The 19,245-nt window shown below is 36.2% G+C and carries 14 protein-coding genes and 2 pseudogenes; 4 read left to right on the forward strand and 12 right to left on the reverse strand.

Annotated elements, in window-relative coordinates; genetic code table 11:
* Positions 1-99 precede the first annotated feature (99 nt).
* The 7 genes from Q4533_RS18855 to Q4533_RS18885 all read right to left on the reverse strand — a co-directional run bounded on the left by Q4533_RS18855 (position 100) and on the right by Q4533_RS18885 (position 9,000).
* On the reverse strand, positions 100-678 hold the full coding sequence (locus tag Q4533_RS18855) for a hypothetical protein (protein ID WP_303503805.1): 579 nt from the start codon (positions 676-678) through the stop codon (positions 100-102).
* Between the two features lie 413 nt (positions 679-1,091).
* Entirely contained in the window at positions 1,092-4,568 is a 3,477-nt protein-coding gene (locus tag Q4533_RS18860) for a TM0106 family RecB-like putative nuclease (protein ID WP_303503807.1), read from the reverse strand.
* Between the two features lie 296 nt (positions 4,569-4,864).
* A complete protein-coding gene (locus Q4533_RS18865; RefSeq protein ID WP_303503809.1) occupies positions 4,865-5,206 on the reverse strand; it encodes a hypothetical protein in 342 nt (113 codons plus the stop codon).
* Positions 5,203-5,499, reverse strand: a complete 297-nt coding sequence (locus tag Q4533_RS18870; RefSeq protein ID WP_303503811.1) for a hypothetical protein — start codon at positions 5,497-5,499, stop codon at positions 5,203-5,205. The genes Q4533_RS18865 and Q4533_RS18870 overlap by 4 nt, the downstream gene beginning before the upstream one ends.
* Before the next feature lie 367 nt (positions 5,500-5,866).
* Positions 5,867-6,166, reverse strand: a complete 300-nt coding sequence (locus tag Q4533_RS18875) for a hypothetical protein (RefSeq protein WP_303503814.1) — start codon at positions 6,164-6,166, stop codon at positions 5,867-5,869.
* 512 nt (positions 6,167-6,678) lie between these two features.
* Positions 6,679-7,470, reverse strand: a complete 792-nt coding sequence (locus Q4533_RS18880) for a hypothetical protein (protein ID WP_303503816.1) — start codon at positions 7,468-7,470, stop codon at positions 6,679-6,681.
* Positions 7,471-7,824: 354 nt separating this feature from the next.
* On the reverse strand, positions 7,825-9,000 hold the full coding sequence (locus Q4533_RS18885; RefSeq protein ID WP_303503818.1) for a WYL domain-containing protein: 1,176 nt from the start codon (positions 8,998-9,000) through the stop codon (positions 7,825-7,827).
* 1,247 nt (positions 9,001-10,247) lie between these two features.
* Between Q4533_RS18885 and Q4533_RS18890 the strand changes: the two genes are divergently transcribed.
* Positions 10,248-11,093: a 5'-nucleotidase gene (locus tag Q4533_RS18890; RefSeq protein WP_303503820.1), complete on the forward strand. Its 846-nt coding sequence runs from the start codon at positions 10,248-10,250 to the stop codon at positions 11,091-11,093.
* Between the two features lie 402 nt (positions 11,094-11,495).
* Complete coding sequence (locus Q4533_RS18895; RefSeq protein WP_303503822.1) at positions 11,496-12,230, forward strand: hypothetical protein; 735 nt, start codon at positions 11,496-11,498, stop codon at positions 12,228-12,230.
* A gap of 2,152 nt (positions 12,231-14,382) precedes the next feature.
* Here Q4533_RS18895 and Q4533_RS18900 read toward each other — a convergent pair.
* A complete protein-coding gene (locus Q4533_RS18900) occupies positions 14,383-15,597 on the reverse strand; it encodes a hypothetical protein (RefSeq protein ID WP_303503824.1) in 1,215 nt (404 codons plus the stop codon).
* Positions 15,598-15,821: 224 nt separating this feature from the next.
* Positions 15,822-16,046: a hypothetical protein gene (locus tag Q4533_RS19715; protein WP_368389911.1), complete on the reverse strand. Its 225-nt coding sequence runs from the start codon at positions 16,044-16,046 to the stop codon at positions 15,822-15,824.
* Positions 16,047-16,120: 74 nt separating this feature from the next.
* Here Q4533_RS19715 and Q4533_RS18905 point away from each other — a divergent pair.
* Positions 16,121-16,276, forward strand: a pseudogene (locus Q4533_RS18905) (transposase); the annotation flags it as partial.
* Positions 16,277-16,287: 11 nt separating this feature from the next.
* A pseudogene (locus tag Q4533_RS18910) lies at positions 16,288-16,452 on the forward strand (group II intron reverse transcriptase/maturase); the annotation flags it as partial.
* A gap of 96 nt (positions 16,453-16,548) precedes the next feature.
* Here Q4533_RS18910 and Q4533_RS18915 read toward each other — a convergent pair.
* The 3 genes from Q4533_RS18915 to Q4533_RS18925 all read right to left on the reverse strand — a co-directional run bounded on the left by Q4533_RS18915 (position 16,549) and on the right by Q4533_RS18925 (position 17,966).
* Positions 16,549-17,091, reverse strand: coding sequence for a pYEATS domain-containing protein (locus Q4533_RS18915; RefSeq protein ID WP_303503826.1), 543 nt, complete (start codon positions 17,089-17,091; stop codon positions 16,549-16,551).
* 1 nt (position 17,092) lies between these two features.
* Complete coding sequence (locus Q4533_RS18920) at positions 17,093-17,371, reverse strand: hypothetical protein (RefSeq protein ID WP_303503828.1); 279 nt, start codon at positions 17,369-17,371, stop codon at positions 17,093-17,095.
* Positions 17,372-17,507: 136 nt separating this feature from the next.
* Positions 17,508-17,966, reverse strand: a complete 459-nt coding sequence (locus tag Q4533_RS18925; protein ID WP_303446857.1) for a nuclear transport factor 2 family protein — start codon at positions 17,964-17,966, stop codon at positions 17,508-17,510.
* Positions 17,967-19,245 lie beyond the last annotated feature (1,279 nt).

Here is a 19,245-nt window from a genome sequence, read left to right on the forward strand (position 1 = left end):
TACATCAGCACACTACTACATCAGCACACTACTACATCAGCACACTACTACATCAGCACACTACTACATCAGCACACATCGAAAAAGCGTACAGCAACATTACCCTTCATTGATCTTGCGTAAAACTTGGGTTCGTATTAGCGCAATTTCTGGTGTTTTTTCAACTAATTTCCAATGGTCGCTCATAGTCCAATCCTTACAGGAAATTTTCTCACCGAAGTGAGTTTCAATTTCTATCTCTGCTATATCGTAACGCAGAAATGGTCGTTGAAGATCATGGCCCGACTTCGTGAGGCCTAAGCGACCAAACCGCTGGTCTGAAACTCTACTAATAAGTGCTACCGGATAAAACACCAACTCTTCAAATGGTATGTTGCTTTCATATAAGGATACTAGTGCTGTGACCGGAATAGCGTGCTCGCAAACCAGCGCGGCCTCGGGGTCTAGATTCACCTCTCTATACAGACAGCCAAATTTTCGAGAACCCGCCATTCCCATAAAATCGTGACAGCCCCTAAGCCTACGATTTATTTCGTCTCGCTTTTCTCTTGGCTTACGAAAAACAGCAACTTTATCAATTGTAAGCAAGTTTGCTTTACAAAGTGCGATTTGCTCCGCAACCACATCTGCTGTTGTTGCGCCATGTTCATTCCTGATGCCGGGTATTGATATAGTCATTTCATCTAACGCTTATTGAACGGTTCGCTCAATAAAGCCGACCATTAAGTTATTGATTAATATCATCCTACATTTACTATCTTACTAATGTAAAGCAGTTTTATTTAGTTGTAAAAGTAACTGTTGCCACTGCTGGCTTGTTTTGTAAGTTACATCACCTGATCTAAATTTATCAATGAACAGGTATCTTTAAATAGTCAGGTTATTGATACTGGGTGTGACTTGCTAAACGTATACAGTGTAGTGGCTTATTAAATCTGGCCATTCTATTGGTGGGTGTATTATATTTTTGAAGGGAAACAAAACCAGTTTGACCTAAGGTATATCAATCTTAAAAACGTTTTGGGGCATAAATAATTTAGCCGCCCTAACCCGTTTCTGGACAAAGCCGAGGCCAGTTTTGCTGAACCACGTCAGTCTTGATGACTCATATCTACTCCTAATTCTGTATATTTAGCCAACTTAGCCACAACATTGACCTTAGCCATTTGTTCAACGCTATTAGCGTTTGTTGAAAATAGTTTTGGATTTCCAACAATTATCGCCAATGCTTGTGCACGTGAAATGGCGACATTAATACGGTGTTTATCAAATAAAAAATCTAACCCGCGTGCGGATTCGTTAGCATCACTTGAACACATACTAAAAATCACAATTGGTGCTTCTTTACCTTGAAACTTATCAACACTACCAACTTTAGCATCAACGCCTAGTGCTTGTTGTAGCTTACTGACTTGATGATTGTAAGGTGCAACAAACAGTATATCTTGTAAACTAATCTTGCGAGTATTAGAGTGGCGGTCGGTGAAATTACGGCCAACAAGCTGTTGGACAATGATTTTAATTTCATCAATTTCTTCTTCACTGACTTGATTATTGCCTTCATGTTCAACGGGAATAAAGCGAATTCCAGCTTCAATATTTAATGGTCCTTCATAATCACTTGGTACTGCAATACCTTGTTGACTTGTAATCGCTGCAGAACCTAGTTTACTTTGATAAAACGCCTCACTAATAAATTCATTTACCTTTGGATGCATACGGTAAGTCGTTTCTAAGAACACCCCCATATTAGAAGGCACTATAGGCGAGTTTTGCAGCAAATAATCAAGCGTTGATAGACCACTCGACTCTGGATGTGTTGCTTGCGATGGCTGACCTAGCTGCATTTGATCTCCAAGCAATACAATATTGCTTGTACAGCGGCTCATGGCAACCAAATTAGCCACTGCTACTTGCCCTGCTTCATCAACAAATAAATAATCAAATTGATCTTTTAACTCCTCACGACTAAACCCCCAAGCGGTTGTGCCAACGGCTTTGGCACCAGCTGGTGCATTAATGATAAAGTCAGCAATTTGACCATTTGTAATTATATTTACACTGCAATCAGCTAATCGAGTATCGGTTTCCTTAGTACAGTAAAAATTACTCGCGATATCTTTTTCACGGCAGTATTCGGCCGTAGCAAGCAGTAAATTATTTAATGCATTATGACTATTACTTGTCACTCCAACTTTTTTGCCTTGCTTTAAAAGTTCAGCAATAATGTGCTTACCAGTATAGGTTTTTCCTGCTCCAGGAGGTCCTTGAATAGATAAATAGCTGTTATCTAATCCCTTTACTGCAGTAATTGTTTGACTAAGTGTCGTTTGTGCAGAACTAACATCAATAATGGCTTGATTACCATTTAATCGACCATTAATTCTTGGTGGTAACCTAAACAAAAAATCATAAATGGCTGTGTTGCTAAGTTGCTGTCGTTCGTAACGAGAGACTATATCAAATATCGCCTCTGGGATTGGCCCTGGGGCGACATACTCATCAGGTACAAGTACGACACTTTCAGGTAGCTCGGTGGTACTGGCAATAGCAATAATACCGTTTGCACTGTCGCAATCGTCTTTATGCAATGACACTTTTAATGGGTTTCCATTGCTATTTTCCTCACCAACGACATAGTACGAGTTAGCTAATCCCTTGAATTCTTGTTCAGTATCAAATAGATATTGGTAAACCAATTTTCGAGCCTGTGGAGAGGGGCGATATGGCTCGACATTATTACGTACACAAAACGCTAAACAGTCTGCATCGTCAACCAATTCTTGTTCAGATAAGCCTAAACGATCGAACAACTTCCAAAATACAGGTTTACTTTCACGACGGTGAAAATCTAATAACCACGCCATGTTTTTGGTCACATGCGCAATGTCAGGCTGTTCAAGTTCAGCTTGCGCTAACAGTTGATCTCGAAGTGTTGTTTTCTGGTTCGCTTCTTCTGAAATTTCAACCTCAACAACTTCTGTTTTGCCTAAGTAATTAATATTGTGTTTCTTTTGTAAACCCCACAATAACTCTGCCAGCTCCATGGTAGAGTCGCAATCATCTATATTGTAAGCACGAATCTCTTCTAATATTTTAGATGTTTGCCAGTTATACCCTTCTTTACCGCAAGCGTATTTTTCTTTCCATTCTTCATATACTACAACCGAAGCCGCGCCATTTTTAACCACGGTTTGACGTCCCTGCGGCCGATAAATCAGCTCAACATTTTTGATTGAATATTTAGGTTCGCCTAAAACAATAGCCCCTTTAACGACTTTATAAAGATCGACAAACACTTCGTTACGGAGTAGTTGGTCTAACTCGGATTCACACACGCCATAACGGTTCATTAACTTTCGACAAGCGGTAATTTCATAGGGAGCATAATGATATATATGCATTTGAGGGTCTTGCAGCCAGCGCTGGTACACCCAATGAATAAAGTCACTAAATGCCTTTTTTTCTTCTTCGTGATTGTGCGCCCAAAAGTCAGTAAAGCACTTCTCACCATTATCAATATGAGTATTACCCCATAAATATTCTAAGCCATCTTGATGAAGTGGGTTACCTTCAATATCAAAAAACACATCCAAAGACGAGCGCGGGGGCAGCATAGCTAACCCTGTCATTTTACCGTTTAAATGAGTTTTTACTTCAAATAATGGTGGAGTTTGACCGTTACTTTGTAACTGTATTTGTGCTTGTTTTTGTAAAGTTGCGACAATGTCACTGTTAATACAGCCTATTGACTCAACATCCCTAAGTTCAGCTAGTTGCAAACACGTGGTAATACCAGCAGCATTGAATTTTTTAATTTGCGTTTTATTAATACCTGCAACTTTTGATAAATGATCTTTATTGGCCAATAACTCTTGAGCGTGAGTTGACCAAGCCCCCCATTCATTCGAGTCTTCTGGTTTAGGTGGGCATTCAGGGTCAAAAGTAAGCTGTTGATTGATAAAATCAGCTTTTGTTGTCAGGTAATAATCAAAATAATCACTGGTACGTAATTTTTCACGCTTACCATTACCCAATGCTACAGTGATAAAGTCAGCCTTTTTCTGTTGAATTTTACTCAACATATCAACATAACAACATAGTTGAATAACATAGGCAGGTTTTACAGAGTTAGCTAATTTGCTATCCCACACTTCATAATGATAATTACCCAGAGCGCTCTGCCCCGGTACTTTAATGAGAAAATCCGCTCGCCCATAAAATTGACCATTGGTTAAAAACGCTTGATAAATAACCTCATAACCCTCTTGCATGGCTGCAATAGTTCGTTCAGCTAATGCTTCATCACTTAATTGTTGCCCACCATCAAAATCAACAATTGAGATAAGCTGGCGATATTCTTTAGCTAACTCCTCTAATAGTTTGAGTTCGTGCTCATTACCCTTCGTCGAAAGCAAAGTTAAATATTCATCTGGTTCATCTCTCTCTGGAGCTAAATGTGGATGAGTTAGCGCTAATCGATCCATCCAGGATGCAAATTGACTAATCACGAAAGCAGTAATATCTGATGGTGAAAATATAAGTCCACCCGATGCGATTAATTTCATAACTTGCCCTTATTAACTAATATTGCTCTAAATGCCTGAAAGCTCTCGATGATTTAAATGATGTTAAGCTCCACAATGCCTAATCCCAAACCTACTAATAATGAAAAATCCAATTAATAACTAGCAAATTAAATTGAAGTCATAGCAGCTGGCCAAATGGCTACAGTATCTTTGATTTGCTTATGGGACATTTCGACAATGGCAGCAGCAAGCATTTCTATTGCACTTATGGGAATGTCGGCAAACCAAATTAATATCTATAATAGAATATGACTTAGTGGAGCACTAATCCAAAATTACCAAACGAGTGCTCCATCACACCTTGCCAAATTTAAACTTTTTTCTTGTTGCTCACTTATGTATAACTCTACATTTGCTTGCATATTAGTAACACCAAGTTGTTTTGCACAATCATAAATATTTTGTTTAGCTTGGTTTGTTAACTGGTTGTTGTTTTGTCTAATAATTAATGAGGTCACAATAGGTAACTTATTTTGTACACAGTAATAAACTACAGCCCCCAAATCTTTATTAAGTTTTTGCTGAGAGCCATTCCCGACCCAGTCAAATTTGTGCAAACACTTAAACAATTGACCGTAGGTTATAAAACCTGAATCGGATTGATTTGCCAATTTCAAAATTGTTTCAAAGACTGTTTTCCATCAAACTTGCCACCTTCTCTCCGTTGCAATTCTCGGCGCACCTCAATTAAACTATAAATCCCTCCTGCAGTTTTGTTTAATCTTTGGTAATTATTTTCAAGCGCGTTTAACTCTTGCTTAGTAAGTTCAGTAATTGGTCTTGGCATAATATGTTCTCCTAAAAATTTTTGTTTAAATACTAAACAACCAATAAGACAAAAAGTGTTGTAATCAAATTTTGATAATTTTTCTTGTTCACTTTTATTTGGGTGTACACCAGGTTCAATCATCTCCTAGCCGCCATCAGGATTTGGTATTGTCAACTTTCTTGCTTAGTCGAAAATATTCAACTAAAAACACCTTAATCTCATTTTTAGGCACCACTATATTGGTACCCATACTCTAATGGCACGATCGTGAAAAATCTGATAGTCATACTGAATAGTTGAGAGTTCGCCACTGACTACTAATTAAGTTATTACCACAGAATGGCTTGCCACTTTATCCGTCATAACCTTAAATGATGTCAGCTCCTGCTCTTTTATCGTCCGCTTTCACACCCCCAATAGCGATTTTCTCACTATCTTCTTTTACACAAGTCAAAATGTGTAGCCAATGTTCTGCCAGTTTTCTAAGCATGCCATGTCACTACGTAATTTATAAAATTCTCCTTCTTAGCCAATCTGCTATCGCGCCACTGCCCAGACCAAAACCAACTAGGAAAGCTAATATGCCTTCTTTTGTAAATATCCAAAATATAAACAACATCGTTACTGAGTAAGTGATGTAAGTCTGAAGTTGGGTTATACCCTCATCATAAGGTTTGATTCGATCCCAATTGAGCATAAAGAAAATAAATGTAAAGATAGTTCGCTTAGGCATCCTAAATATAGATACCACTATTACGATGATCTTAAATAATACGATTATCAATGATGCAAAGCTTTCTGGTGTCATATAGAGTGCCTCGTGTGTATCTGTATATTTGTATAAATACGTTACTTATGCTTTGCGACAAATCGTGATCGGTTTAGTAACCTAAAGCTCCGTTAAGCCGCCATTATATTGTTTATATGATCATGCGATGTGGGTATTGAAACAGAAGGGTCGGACTTTAAGGTTCCGATATAAGAATTTTTTTAAAGTAAAACAGAACCTGACATGGATAGCTTGTTACATTGAAACTTTAATAACTAGTTATTGTTGATTAGACAACTACTTAAATCCATCAATGTATAGTGGAAAAAGAAACTCGCCTTTGATAGTAAATTTGGTTGACCTAGTTTTCTTAGGCAATAACGCATAACAAATCAGTGCTCACAGGTTACTGGGAGGGAAAAATAATCATATTTAAGCCAGAGTATGTAAAAGCCTTTTTTGATGATGTTACTTCCCAGTGTATTTATTAGAAAACAGATACTTTGCCTAATGCTGCCTTATTCATCGACAATCTACAAATATAACAACATTTATATCAAGATAATGATAAATGCTCGACTGGTCACTTGTTGAACTGTATCTATTGTAAACGCGCCGGTTTGCGTATAGTTATCATGAGTTTGAGTTAGAATACCACGTGTATGTATAGGCTTGAACACCAATTCTATAGCAGAAATTTCTACATCCCAAGAATTAGAGCTCATAAGGCATAAAGACGATAGTGGGACGTCTAAGTTAGGAAATTCAGCTTGCCAATGCGCTTTGATGTATGATTGAAAATCGTTGAAATTAATATCATCAGAGTAGAAATCTATTATTGCCAAAAGCTTTCTTTTTTTAGTGAAGACTCGTAAAACATCATACCAATCAATACCTACAAGTCCAATATTAGAAAAAATAGCCAATATTTTTTCAATCATTAATAACTTAATATTCTCAATGTTTGCGGCATTACCTTGATTGCAAAAAATCTTAGTTTTTTCATTTAATGATGGCAGCATTAAGATGTCATGGTTATTTTCTAATATTGTTCTAAAAATATTTAGTTCTTCATTGTTTTGTTGCTCAATTAAATCAATTACTTTAAAACGATGAGATAAATACAATATTGATAAGCTTGCTACTTGGCTAATATCCGACAATATCGCGATATAAAATTGCTCTTCATCTAAGTTTTCAGTTGTCGCTTCCGCTGTATGTAGTGGAGCATAATCGACCAGATGGCTCAAAAGGTTTATTTCATAAGCAGAATGGGTCAGTGAATTTAGCTTTTTTACAAGCTCCGTACTACAAAAGAGTCTTATTGTGGCTAGTTTGCGCATTGGGTATCCTTATTTATCTGTGCCGTAACTCAACTTAAGCTTAAAAGTCTGCTCTTTTTTACAATATCACTCTAAGCCCATGGTTTTATTCAACTTACACTAAAAATCATTGGTTGATAAAGTCGAACTCTTGCCAACAATACCTGCAGGTGATAACCACCTAGCATCATAATGGGTTTTCTATCGGTAACTTCTGTAAGTGATAAAATTGGATTAGTTCTATTGTAAACATTAATTCATTTGATATTTTCAATAACATCAACTTCTTGATGACAAAACAAACACAATTGAAGGACTATTAAATACCGAAAAATTCAGCTATTTCTCTATTAATTACATAACCTCATTGTTATTTTAATCACCTTCTAACTTAAAATTAAGATGTGGCGATAAATGAGTATAAATATCGGTAGCTTTTCTTAACCGACTATTAACTTCGTTAACCACTTGTATTGGCGCTAATGGAATAAAGTCAGGTCCATATATAGCAATCGTGTTGACAAAAAACCACGCATCCCATTCATCATGATGATCAAGAAACTTACTGGTCAGTTCAATGGTAGCTTCAACTTTTGCCCATTTTTGATCTTTAAAATGGGTAATTTTTTCATATAAAGCTAATTCATCTAAGTTTAGTTGTTCCCAGGGAGTGATTTTTTGATCATCAGATAACTTTACATAAGTAAGTTTATCTCTCACCCACGGGTGAACTAACGCAATAAGTTTAAAGGTCTTTCTTGGTTGATGTTGTATCTTGTAACTTAAATGTTCTGTTTCAGTGATTTCTGATAATCGATTAATATCAAAGTGACGATAAATGTTTTTACCATCAATAGGGTTATGCAAATAGGCAACTACTTGGGTATGTTCGTATTGCAACAAAATTTGTTGCGGACTAATGATTACTGTATCAGGTACTAACCCTGTATGCATTGACGTATATTTAGCACTTATCACTTTTTTGTGTTCAATCGCATCAAAAATACGTGTATAACTAGTAGGGTTAATCGGCTCTTTTTTCCATTGATTACAGAAAGGCAAATATTTACTGGCGTTAATTCTATCGCCTTTAACTAGTTTGAGTTGATTAAGTTTTTTCTCAGCCACTTCAAAATAAGGAGCAAGCATTAACAACTCACTTGGTGGCATTAAATTAGAGAAATGTTCTTTCACTAAACTATAAGCTAACGCTTTTGAAAGCGTCATATTACCTGCTAATTCTTGGTTAAGCGCTATGTTCAAATCATTACTATTTTGCCAATAATAATTGCCATCAAGTCTCTGTTTACACTTAGCTGGCGGTAAAACTTTCACCTTACTATTATTACCTGACCACCAATTAAGTGCAGCTTTAATGCGCTTGGTTTTAGTGTTTCGGTCAGTTTTATCGGTACCGGAAGCTACATATCTAGCATTTATGTCACGACTAGCAATGGCATTTTTTTCACCTACAGGTATACATTTAGCGATAGCTTCCCTAAAGTTTTTCGGTGATAGTGAAAAAATATCTTGTTTTACTTCAAATTTCATTTTGATTAGATCCTAATGATACTGTCGACCTATCCAACTCAGATAATTATAAACAATAAAATTACGACTGTTCCAAAATTTGGACACAAGTAGCATAATCTTATTCTTGTAACTAACGAACGCCGAAAATACGATAATGCTTTGTTTACATGTAATCACGACTAGATAGAAAGAGGTTATAATTCACATCATGGAAGCTAAATAAATTTTAGTTTGTCATTTTTGTCATACGAAATAGGCATATAGCAACCCACTTACACTTTCGTTTTAACAACACAATACTAATTGAAGTACCCTCTCCAGCTAATGTTCGACAAAGTTAATTCCATCTATCATTAATCTTAATAAAAACCTTGTTAATAGGATAGGCATTGACCAGGCTGACCAACGCTCTTTGTTATTTTTTCAGAGAATCAAACTCTATTGTCTCAAATCACTGACAAGTTACTTCCCAATTGACAACACTCCCTCTAACAAGAAGTAACTTTTGCATATCACTAAAGCTGGGCGTGCAAAGAGCATCAAAGCGAACTGTGGGACTGGTGTATTGGCTAGGATAACGATAAATGGCATAGATATTTGAATTTTCATCAGCAGATAAATGCAAAATTGTTTTAGAAGCTGTGCCAGTTGACAGTATCTGATTGTCATAATAAAACATACAAAACAGAGGTCAAATATCACAACTAAATCAGATCAAGTCTGAACGACTACAAACCAGGATGCTATGATCATATTTGACTAAAGTTTCTTCAGGGGCACATCATAGTGAACCCCTTTACATTTTCACAAAAATAAAGATACAGTCTTGTTTTTAGGTGAACTCAATACGGTTAAAGTGCCATCTAGACTATGTTCACCCTCATTAATATGTAGCTCCTACTTGCTTTATTCGTATTAAAATATGGTTTTCGCTTTTTATTTTTTTACGCTTTACGTGAAGCTGAATCTTTTCGACCTTGTATAATATCTACCTTTTGAATTGAAAGTGATTCTGTTAAAACGCTTTGCTTAACACTCCTGTTAAACTTGTAGCTAGTTTATGTTATGAATTGGATTATTCGTTTCAGAGTTTTCTAATTTTTGTGTCTTTTTTACCCATAATTAAACTCGGCAATACTTTGTCGATATTCCATACCTGAACAAGTTAAGTTTTTGGGTTCATATCATTTTTTCTTATGCCATTTTATATACAGCAAATTAAATCAAGATTCGGACGTTCATACTCCGACAGTAGAAGTAAATTAATGATTAAGAAAGTAAGTAATGTCGTGATTACGATTAGAAAAAGAAGAGCTTTGATTATGAAAGAAAGTGTTATGAGATTGGCTATAGATGCCAAATTGGTTTCAAACAGAAGATTCTGTCAATGGTTGTCGGCAGTAAGTGAAAAGCATTGCGACAAAATGAGCATTGAGACCATTTTATTTAGTTCCTCCTCTATGAAATTAATGCCATTAGTTGCAAGCTTTCAGGAGTTTGGTGTCATTTTTAATCAAGTTTTTCACACCAATAAAAAGATGAAAACAGCATTGCTAGCCGAAATACAACCGGATATTTTATTTGCTGACAACAAAAATAGCATCTTACTTGAAGCCGCATTTAAGTCCTCAGTTGCGGCTTGTACTATCGAGAATGACGATTTAAAACCTAAATTTAATAGAATGCATTTAGTTTTTGATGCAGATGCGGTGCTATTTTCAGATGAAGCTGAACAAGTAAACTTAAAGTATGGTTTTGAAAAATTTGATGAACACGAATGGGATAAACGAGAACAGTTGTTACCTTCAGGTCCTTTATTTTCATTTATTAAAAAAATAAATATTATGCAAAAGCACAATATAGATGTGCAGTGGTCATTGCTGACAGCACGAAGTGGCAGAGCGTTATTTCGAGCAATCAAAACTATCGAGCATTGGCAGTTAGAGCCTGCTCATATGTTTTTTATGTCGGGAGGCGATAAAAGCACGGTATTAAAATCACTGGATGCACACATATTTTTTGACGATAAACATGAGCATTGCCAGGCGGCAAAACCTTATGCAATTGCGGTACATGTACCCATGGGGTTAAATATTAATGTCTCTAAATGAATTATTGCCAAATATGATAATTCAAGGTGAAATATCAATTGATCATTAATACCGATTAAAAAATGGCTTAGATAGATAAGCTTACTTTAATTACAATATCCCATTGACATGACATTTTTAATGACGATTTTCAGTTGTATTAGTGTGATTACAAAATTAATAAAGAAGCTAAAAATTATTTGACACATTAAATCACTATAATTAGAATTAGCGTGTCATTTTTAGGGCTGTTAAATAATATTTAATAGATTCCGCATTGATAGGTAACTTATACCTACGTAGTCTCTCGCAGCAAAATGCTGGTTGGTAAAATAAGTACACATTGAATACAAACATATTTTTTACTCATGTTTTCAATGATTAAACGAGAGAAAAATTGAAAACACATTTGAGATAATAAATATGTCTAATTTCCCTATCACGTCTAGTAATGACCTAAGTTTATTCGCAAAGAATTTATTAAAAAAAGTTAAATTTCAAGAAAAAGGAAAAAGCGCGATAAAGTCGCACAACACCTTTTTGTCAGCAATTGCCGAATCTATTCCTAATTATAGTTTTAATATTCATAGCTTAAAGTCTTACTTGCAAAGCCAAGAAAACATGAGCGATCTTAAACTGCGCTCTCAACATCATTTGCTAGGTATGATAAAAGCAGAACTAAAAATTAAAATAGAAAACCATCCTGCCGATATAGCTGATGCCGTATATTTAACCACAACAAAAGGAAAAGGTATTGAACTAGACGATATTTTTGACGGTACAGTTGGGGACTACCCTATTGTTAATTGCTCCAATATAAAAATTAATTCAACTATTGATTTTCAATTTCTTAAATTAGCTATCCATCCAGTATTTATCAATGAAGCATATCAAGAGTTAGACGGTGATCTGCCTCAGGATTATATAACCTTGGAAAACAGGTGTTTATCGGAAGCGTATAAAATACTAATAGGTCGAGCGCTATTTGACTTCTATGTCAAGCTAGGAAACTCTTTTGTAGAAATGTTTAACAATGGAAAAATCGACAAACTTAGCGGCGAAAGATGGAATGTACTGGTTCAAGAAACTCTTAATAGCTTTACCTTGCTTGATATCTCCCAATACCGCCAAACCAGCTCCGATAAATCAACTTACTGATTCTGAATATTATTAAACATAGAGCCTTCGCTTAGTGTAGGTTTCTTGAATTTTATTGTGACACCACCAACAACAACTAGTTCTCGATGTTGTTGGTGACTACAAGGTTACTGTTATGAAAAAATCGGTCTACAGTCTTTTTCTTCAATTAAGCAGCTAAAAACTAAGATGCGGAGTGATTCTTTCGATGCTGAAAATTTGAGTTATGGCATTGGTGGTAACACTTTTAGAATCTTTACAGGCTACAAAAACTTCCAGCAAAACTTTTAGACGCTGGGCAAAAGCAACAACATTAGACATATTCAAAACTCCACCTTCACTTGCTAGTCAAGATGACTTTAATCTGTGGCAGGAAAATCTAGCTAACAAACTTCGACCTCATTTACTTTATATCTATAAATTTATATACTATTAAAAAATAAAAAAGCCAACTTTCCACTTTATTTCAGTGCATTACATTGCTATCTGTAATGCGCTTAAAGTCAAAATGTTTGATACAAAAGAGCTTAAAGTCAGAAATTTTGAGAATTTAGCTATTCTTAATGACATAAATTTTTCTAAGTCTTTGATTTACAGTATACGCCAAAGTCATTTAGTATGAAAAACCACATGAGCCCTGCCACTTAGATCGAGATTTTACGGCGCAATGAGATTTTTATTTGCCCTTGTGATGTCTGCGACTTAGATCGGGATCTTACGGCGCCATGAGCTTTTTCAATACCCTTATACCAATAACTTTGCGCTACTTGGGATAACTACAGTTGAATTGAGTCCGGTTTTTAGAGTTTACTCTGTATGCTTTAGTTGCAGATAAATGCTTTGATTTACTACGTAGGTATATAATTATTATTCTGACATTCTCATTGGTGTAATTTGTAAACTCGAATACCTATACTTAATAATTATCGCTTACTCTAAATTGATGAAAAATATGTGATTATCATTAATTGGTTAACATTAGCCAAGCTAACTCAAATGAATAAACGCTCGTTAATTAGGCGTCGCTACGTGAAATCTGAGCCTATGGCTAAGGTAATGGCCTATATAATTTAAACTGATGCGCATAAATTTACCGTTAATGACTTAACACTACTGATTTTCTATAGTTAGTTTTCAGGTACAGCAAAACTGTTAATTACACTAAACAGAAAATTTGTTAGCTAATTTTTCAAGTTATATCAATTGTATGCATTACTAATGTGAAAGTCTAAAAGAACTACAATTTTTACTTTGAAATTAATGTTTAAAATTATCATACCAAATGCATTACACAAGCATTTAGCCTCAATAATTAATGGGTAATATTACAATTTTTTGTGTGGGTCTTAGCTATGAACTATTAAATCCGTTTTCGCTATATAACTCTGATATTATTCGATTTTTATTGCTATGCGGGGTCTTATAGGCTTTGTTAATAGTGATAATAAACACTAAAAATTATTTATTTTTGTTTAATATATGGATAGAAAATGCACTGAGTAATGTGGTATCCGTCAATAGACTACAAGTTGATAGAAGAACCTTAAACCTTGAAATCAGAGAAAAACTAAAAACATCAAGCGCTCAAGTTTACATACACGCAAGGATTACCAAATGTACTGCTGTTTTAAGTGCAAAATATGTAACAGTGTTATTCGTCTAAATTATGGGGGTATAAACGTGTTCGCCCCCTAACCCATTTCTGGACACAAATAAGTCAGTGAATTTACTAATTTAGTACTTCGCGGATTAATAGAGGTATTGCAAAACTGCTAGTCGAATGGCCAAAATCGGTCATCTACTACACATCGCGTCTAAAGATCGGAAGAGCGGCACCTGATGGAAAGTTAAGTGACTTAGTTAATCTGGCCACTTCGTTGTTTGTTGTTCATTTTAGTCTTCCTACTTTATTTTTAGCCTCACTCATCACAGCTTGAAAATCAATTTCTTCAATCAATTTTCCTGAATACAGTAATTGAATATATATCTCTTCTTCACTAAGCCCTGTTCTAAGCCAAAATGATATTTTCTTGGCATCAAACTCTACCTCCGGTAAGTTCTTCCTCCTTGCTGAAGCTTCAATGGCCTCTTTAAGCGGATCTTGCCCTACTTTTATAGGTTTAGCTGTTACAAAGGGATTACTGGAAATTGGTGTATCGGTACCTTTAATTGGTTATACAGCAGCTGTACTAGCCTTTTTGGGACTAGACTGTTTTTTAGTCCCCTTCCCATAGGAGCTAAACTCCTTAGTTAAAAAAGCAATGTCACTTCGCCACTCATCGATAGCTTGATCTAAATCTATCTTGCTAGACATATTCCGCTTTTCTGATGTTTTCAAAAAACTATTCAAAACATTCTTAAGCTTAGTGAACCTAAGCTTACTACTAGCTTTTCCCCACTCTCGGGCATATTTAATATTATCGACATCACGTAGATCATCATGTAAAAGTAGATCACTTAAAATCTCGCGTCTTACCTGTTGCTTCACACCTTTAGTTTTACCAACGTGATAGCCACTAGTTGAAAGCAACCCTTCAGTCTCCCAATCGATAGCGCCTAGTTTGGATAGCTTTGCTGCTCGATTGGCTTGAGAAATGCCCTTTTTACACTCAAACTCTGCTTTAAAGAGGCTATAAAGAAACTCTAAGAACTCAATACGAGATACACTTCCCTGCTCAAGTTGAATGGGCTCAGCTATCTTATCTGATCTGAACTCTAATGAGATATCCCCTTTGCTTTCTTGTCCAACAACAAAGACCCTTCCGACTCGTTTTTTTACCTGCCTTATGTACGTAGTAACTTGCTTGGTAGAAGAACTACCATATACAAAAGCAGCTAACACTGGAGGATTAATATCATAACTGTCACCATCATGCAGAGTCGGCCGTTTCGTGCTTTTCTTGTGATTATCTAGAAAAACTTTATCTTCACCGAATGATAGATCCCGCTCCCTAAAACCTTTTTGAATAACCGATATATCAAAAGACATGCCTAGTTTTGCTACAGTAACCTTCGAAGTGACTCTGCTTGTTTTAAATGTACGAGGGGCACCTTTAAAGAGGCAATGCCCAGCAATATACCTGTTTCCACCACTTTCAAAATATCGGTCAACTAGAACTGAACGAGACTGAGCTCGTTTACCATTAGACTTATAAGAAAACTTAAGCTCTATAGGTTCGCCAGCCCAAATAGTTTTGCCCGAATCAGAAAAAGGGATGGTAACCTTAGGTGTAGAAGCACGTCTTGGAGCCTGAGCGACAGAAACCTCATTAGTACGTTCGCTTCTATCAGGTGCTTCCCTTTTAGATGGCTTCTCAGCTTCTTTATCTCTAAAAAAGAAAAACCATATTGCGGCAATGGCTAAGCCCCACAGTATCAAACTATCCATACCAACCTCAAAATTAGCTCAGCCAAACAAAGTAACATGGGTAAACGATCAGCTTCTAACTAAAAAAACAATTATCAAACACGGAGTATAATTATCCTTTTCAGCCCTTAATATGAGCTTAATTATCATTAATGATTAAACAATATGAGTAATTTTAGACGGGCACTTTGATACTAATCACATATTTAGTATCAAGGTGGAATAAAATGGTCTTTACAAGACAACTAATAAATATGGGGTGCAGTTATGGGACTCTCAACAACTAGCTTTCCTAACTCTATATCGAATGGTAATACCCGTATTAAAGTACCATTATCAAACTTAAATACAGGTAGTGGCTCATTAAACTGACTTGTTTTTGGATAGATCAACCAAATTTCAGAATCTGACTGAGACTTTTGATAGGTTTGATTATAGGCAAGCATTTGATAGATGTCGGCTTCCTTAATACTGTAGTGGTACGGTTAATTTGGCCACCTAATTAGAGGTGTTATTATTCACCTCATCAAACTTAGGTGACCTTATGACAAAAAGAAATAGACCCAATTTTACTCCCGAATTCAGACTTGAATGTGCTCAACTAGTCGTAGATAAAGGCTACTCAGTTCTTGAAGCATCACAAGCAATGAATGTGGGTAAATCATCCCTCGATAAATGGGTTCGTCAGTTAAAAGGCGAGCATAATGGCATTTAGACCACTAGATCCGACGTCGTGTACGTATGTGCAACTGGCGTCAGTGGCGAAAACCAGGAATACAGCAAGCACTGAGTAATGAGTATCTGAAGAAAGCAGGATTATATTCACTAAGAGATGGATGGATCGCAGTTCATTATCCTAACCAGAAAGCTAATTAGGTGTTCTAAATGAACCGCCCTGTGCGGAGCCGCATGCAGGGTGGTGTGGGGGCTGGAGGCTAGATACCTCCGGCTACCCGATTATACAGCTATAAATCACTTAGCTGTTTGGTTGCCAGCGCATTGATTGTAATAGATTTTGTGATTCTTACCATTTTCAATATGTACTGTAATTTCTATTTTGGTAAGGCAGCCCCATCCTCTATATGACACATTATAGCCATTGGCATAATTTGTACTTTTTCTATTAGGCTTCAACATTGAGGGGTGATTGAAAAAGTAATTTACTTCAGTAATCTTCTCTTTAAGTAATATTGGTACCTGAAGAAAAATTGAAAAATCATAAATCTGCCTCCCATCCCCATCCTTAATGCCTTCAAGTTCAACAGAATTACTTTGTGCAACAATTGCTGTAGGTGATGATGCTATTTCAAGCTCTCTAATAATATCTCTTTGATTGTCAATTTTTAGCTGTAAAGATTCCTCTAGCTCTGTAAGGTTTTTAACCTGAAGTTCTTTATCTTTTATTTCATTGTAAGAGAATCCTAACGAACTCAAAATTATAATAAACCCGAAAAGAGAGAGACCAGCACTGAGAATGGAAGACTTTTGTATTTTTAAATATTCTATATTTTCCATGCTACTCACTCCCTGCTTCTGTCATCGGCATGAGACGCTTCAAAGCCTCGTTCCACATAAATAATAAGCGACCAGCTGTATACGTTATCGTACCGGATGATCCGAAAAGCAATGAAAGCTCGGCCGATCCAGCCTCACCTTTAATAAGAAGTGAAACCCCGCTAGCCAAGAGCATAATTAGAGAGATGATTGTTATCCCTAAATAAACCATTCTTTCGAAACGAAATAGATTGGTTAGTCTTTCCACCACATCCATTCGTTTATCTATACTATCGCCCATTGACTATTTCCTCGGAGCTTAATTTGTATAACGCAAAGCTAACGGGCAATAACACTGCGGTAAAGTGCGAAGCACCGCAGTGTTATTGTCCCAGTGACCGAAGGGAACGAGTTAAGCGCCTTGTTATGCCTTGACACTATTCTGAATACTTCCTAATCACAGACACTTTGCCATCCTCGATTTCCAATACTTCCATCGTATCGTAGCTTTGATTGACGACTTCTTTGGTTTGAGGGTGAATACCGCTACTTTGGGTGAAATATTTGATGACCACTACATTATACGCAGGAACGATTTCGTTGAGCTTGGCAGAATACTGAGTATGAGCGCCAAGGTAATATTGCATGCCATTGCGCATATCTTGTTTGCCAGTTGGAATGCGCGAATCGTCGTTTGCATAGGGTAGGTGTTGATGGCCAACATCTTCTTTTAGAAACGACAAATAGTATTCGATATCATTTTGTGTTGCATCTGGAGCCTGAGTTGCTTTCCAAGCGGCAAAATATGATTCTCCAAATTCTGTAAGATCAAATTCCTCTGCGACTACGGGCAGACAAATAAAAAGAAAAGATATAAGTGCAATCGCTTTTTTCAAAATAACCTCCTTTGTTCAATAGGGCATAACAGCTTATTCAATAGCAGCACAATAATGTTCCAGGCTGCTCAATTCAAACTTCAAAGGTACCATCGCTAAGCCATTGTTGTAAATGGAATATTTTCGCGAATACGTAAGTAATGCTCAAAATACTGCCGAAAAAAGAATGCGTCTTTGTTTACGAGGTCTATACAACACTTTAAAAAATTTCGCAGTAGATTGATATGTATGGGTTTTCTCGAATGTTACAAAATTATCGATGCGTAAAAAGCTCATTTTACGCATCCTTTGGCGCCAGAATTATCTCAATTTGGAGAAAATCAGTTATACCTGTATAGGCAACCAGTCATTTGGACGACAAGTAAGGTGGTCATAATCGATTAGAAAAAGTAAGGTTATGCTGATTATCCCATTGCTAGCACCAACTCATTTTGGGGCATAAGTGAGTCAGCGCAGGCTGACTCAAAGATGGACAGAAACGCTTTACGAAGTTCTGAAAGCTTCCTTATTTCAGATAACCTCAGCTATAACAAAGTACGAGTCTCACCTACAAGCTAGTGGCCAGTTTAAGCAATCCACTATAGATTTGACAGCTAACTGACAGACGAATTAGATAAATGTATTTATTGATTGTTATTTGACTGCAACAGCAGTCAAATAAATTAAGCTCGCCTATTGACTGGTGGAAGGCTCATATTGTAGTGGCTAATGAATATTGGTCACTAGATTAAATTTTTAATCTTGTTTCTAGCCATTAAATATCTATCTTATTTAGAAATAGCAACATGTTAAGTTAAAGCTAGAAATAAGTTAATGACAATAGTTAAGTGTCTATACGCTGGCAGGCGAAATCCTTGCTTCGCTTGCCCTGTCCTTATTGGTTCATGTTTACAAATGCTTCACCAGTAAAGGTTTTAATATAGACTCTTTAGTTGTGGGAAGTTCACACATGCCTCTATTTCAAGTTTTATACCAACGATTAAAATCGGGGTTTGTAATTACTATTGGCGGATGTAATAACTGTAAATCAGATTCAGCACCGTATTCTTAAAATCAAACTTATCAAGCTATTTTTTTGTGCCTGGTAGTTTATCAAAAAGCTAGTCGAGTTTATCTCTATCAGATACAAAAGATTTAAATAAACTCACTCGTTTATTATTATCAGGCTCTTCAAGAAGCTGTTTTGCTTGTTCACTGGTAACGAGACTGTAACTAATTTTGTGTAACTGCTTATCAACACGTACTCTATAGAGAGTCAAGGATAGGCAGATACTCATGA

The organism is Shewanella sp. 6_MG-2023 (assembly GCF_030547195.1).
In the GTDB taxonomy this organism is placed as follows: Bacteria; Pseudomonadota; Gammaproteobacteria; order Enterobacterales; family Shewanellaceae; genus Shewanella.

Coding starts and splice junctions, on each gene's coding strand:
- Q4533_RS18855 (WP_303503805.1), bottom strand. CDS start 678: ATGACTATATCAATACCCGGCATCAGGAATGAACATGGCGCAACAACA.
- Q4533_RS18860 (WP_303503807.1), bottom strand. CDS start 4,568: ATGAAATTAATCGCATCGGGTGGACTTATATTTTCACCATCAGATATT.
- Q4533_RS18870 (WP_303503811.1), bottom strand. CDS start 5,499: ATGATTGAACCTGGTGTACACCCAAATAAAAGTGAACAAGAAAAATTA.
- Q4533_RS18875 (WP_303503814.1), bottom strand. CDS start 6,166: ATGACACCAGAAAGCTTTGCATCATTGATAATCGTATTATTTAAGATC.
- Q4533_RS18880 (WP_303503816.1), bottom strand. CDS start 7,470: ATGCGCAAACTAGCCACAATAAGACTCTTTTGTAGTACGGAGCTTGTA.
- Q4533_RS18885 (WP_303503818.1), bottom strand. CDS start 9,000: ATGAAATTTGAAGTAAAACAAGATATTTTTTCACTATCACCGAAAAAC.
- Q4533_RS18890 (WP_303503820.1), top strand. CDS start 10,248: ATGATTAAGAAAGTAAGTAATGTCGTGATTACGATTAGAAAAAGAAGA.
- Q4533_RS18895 (WP_303503822.1), top strand. CDS start 11,496: ATGTCTAATTTCCCTATCACGTCTAGTAATGACCTAAGTTTATTCGCA.
- Q4533_RS18900 (WP_303503824.1), bottom strand. CDS start 15,597: ATGGATAGTTTGATACTGTGGGGCTTAGCCATTGCCGCAATATGGTTT.
- Q4533_RS18915 (WP_303503826.1), bottom strand. CDS start 17,091: ATGGAAAATATAGAATATTTAAAAATACAAAAGTCTTCCATTCTCAGT.
- Q4533_RS18920 (WP_303503828.1), bottom strand. CDS start 17,371: ATGGGCGATAGTATAGATAAACGAATGGATGTGGTGGAAAGACTAACC.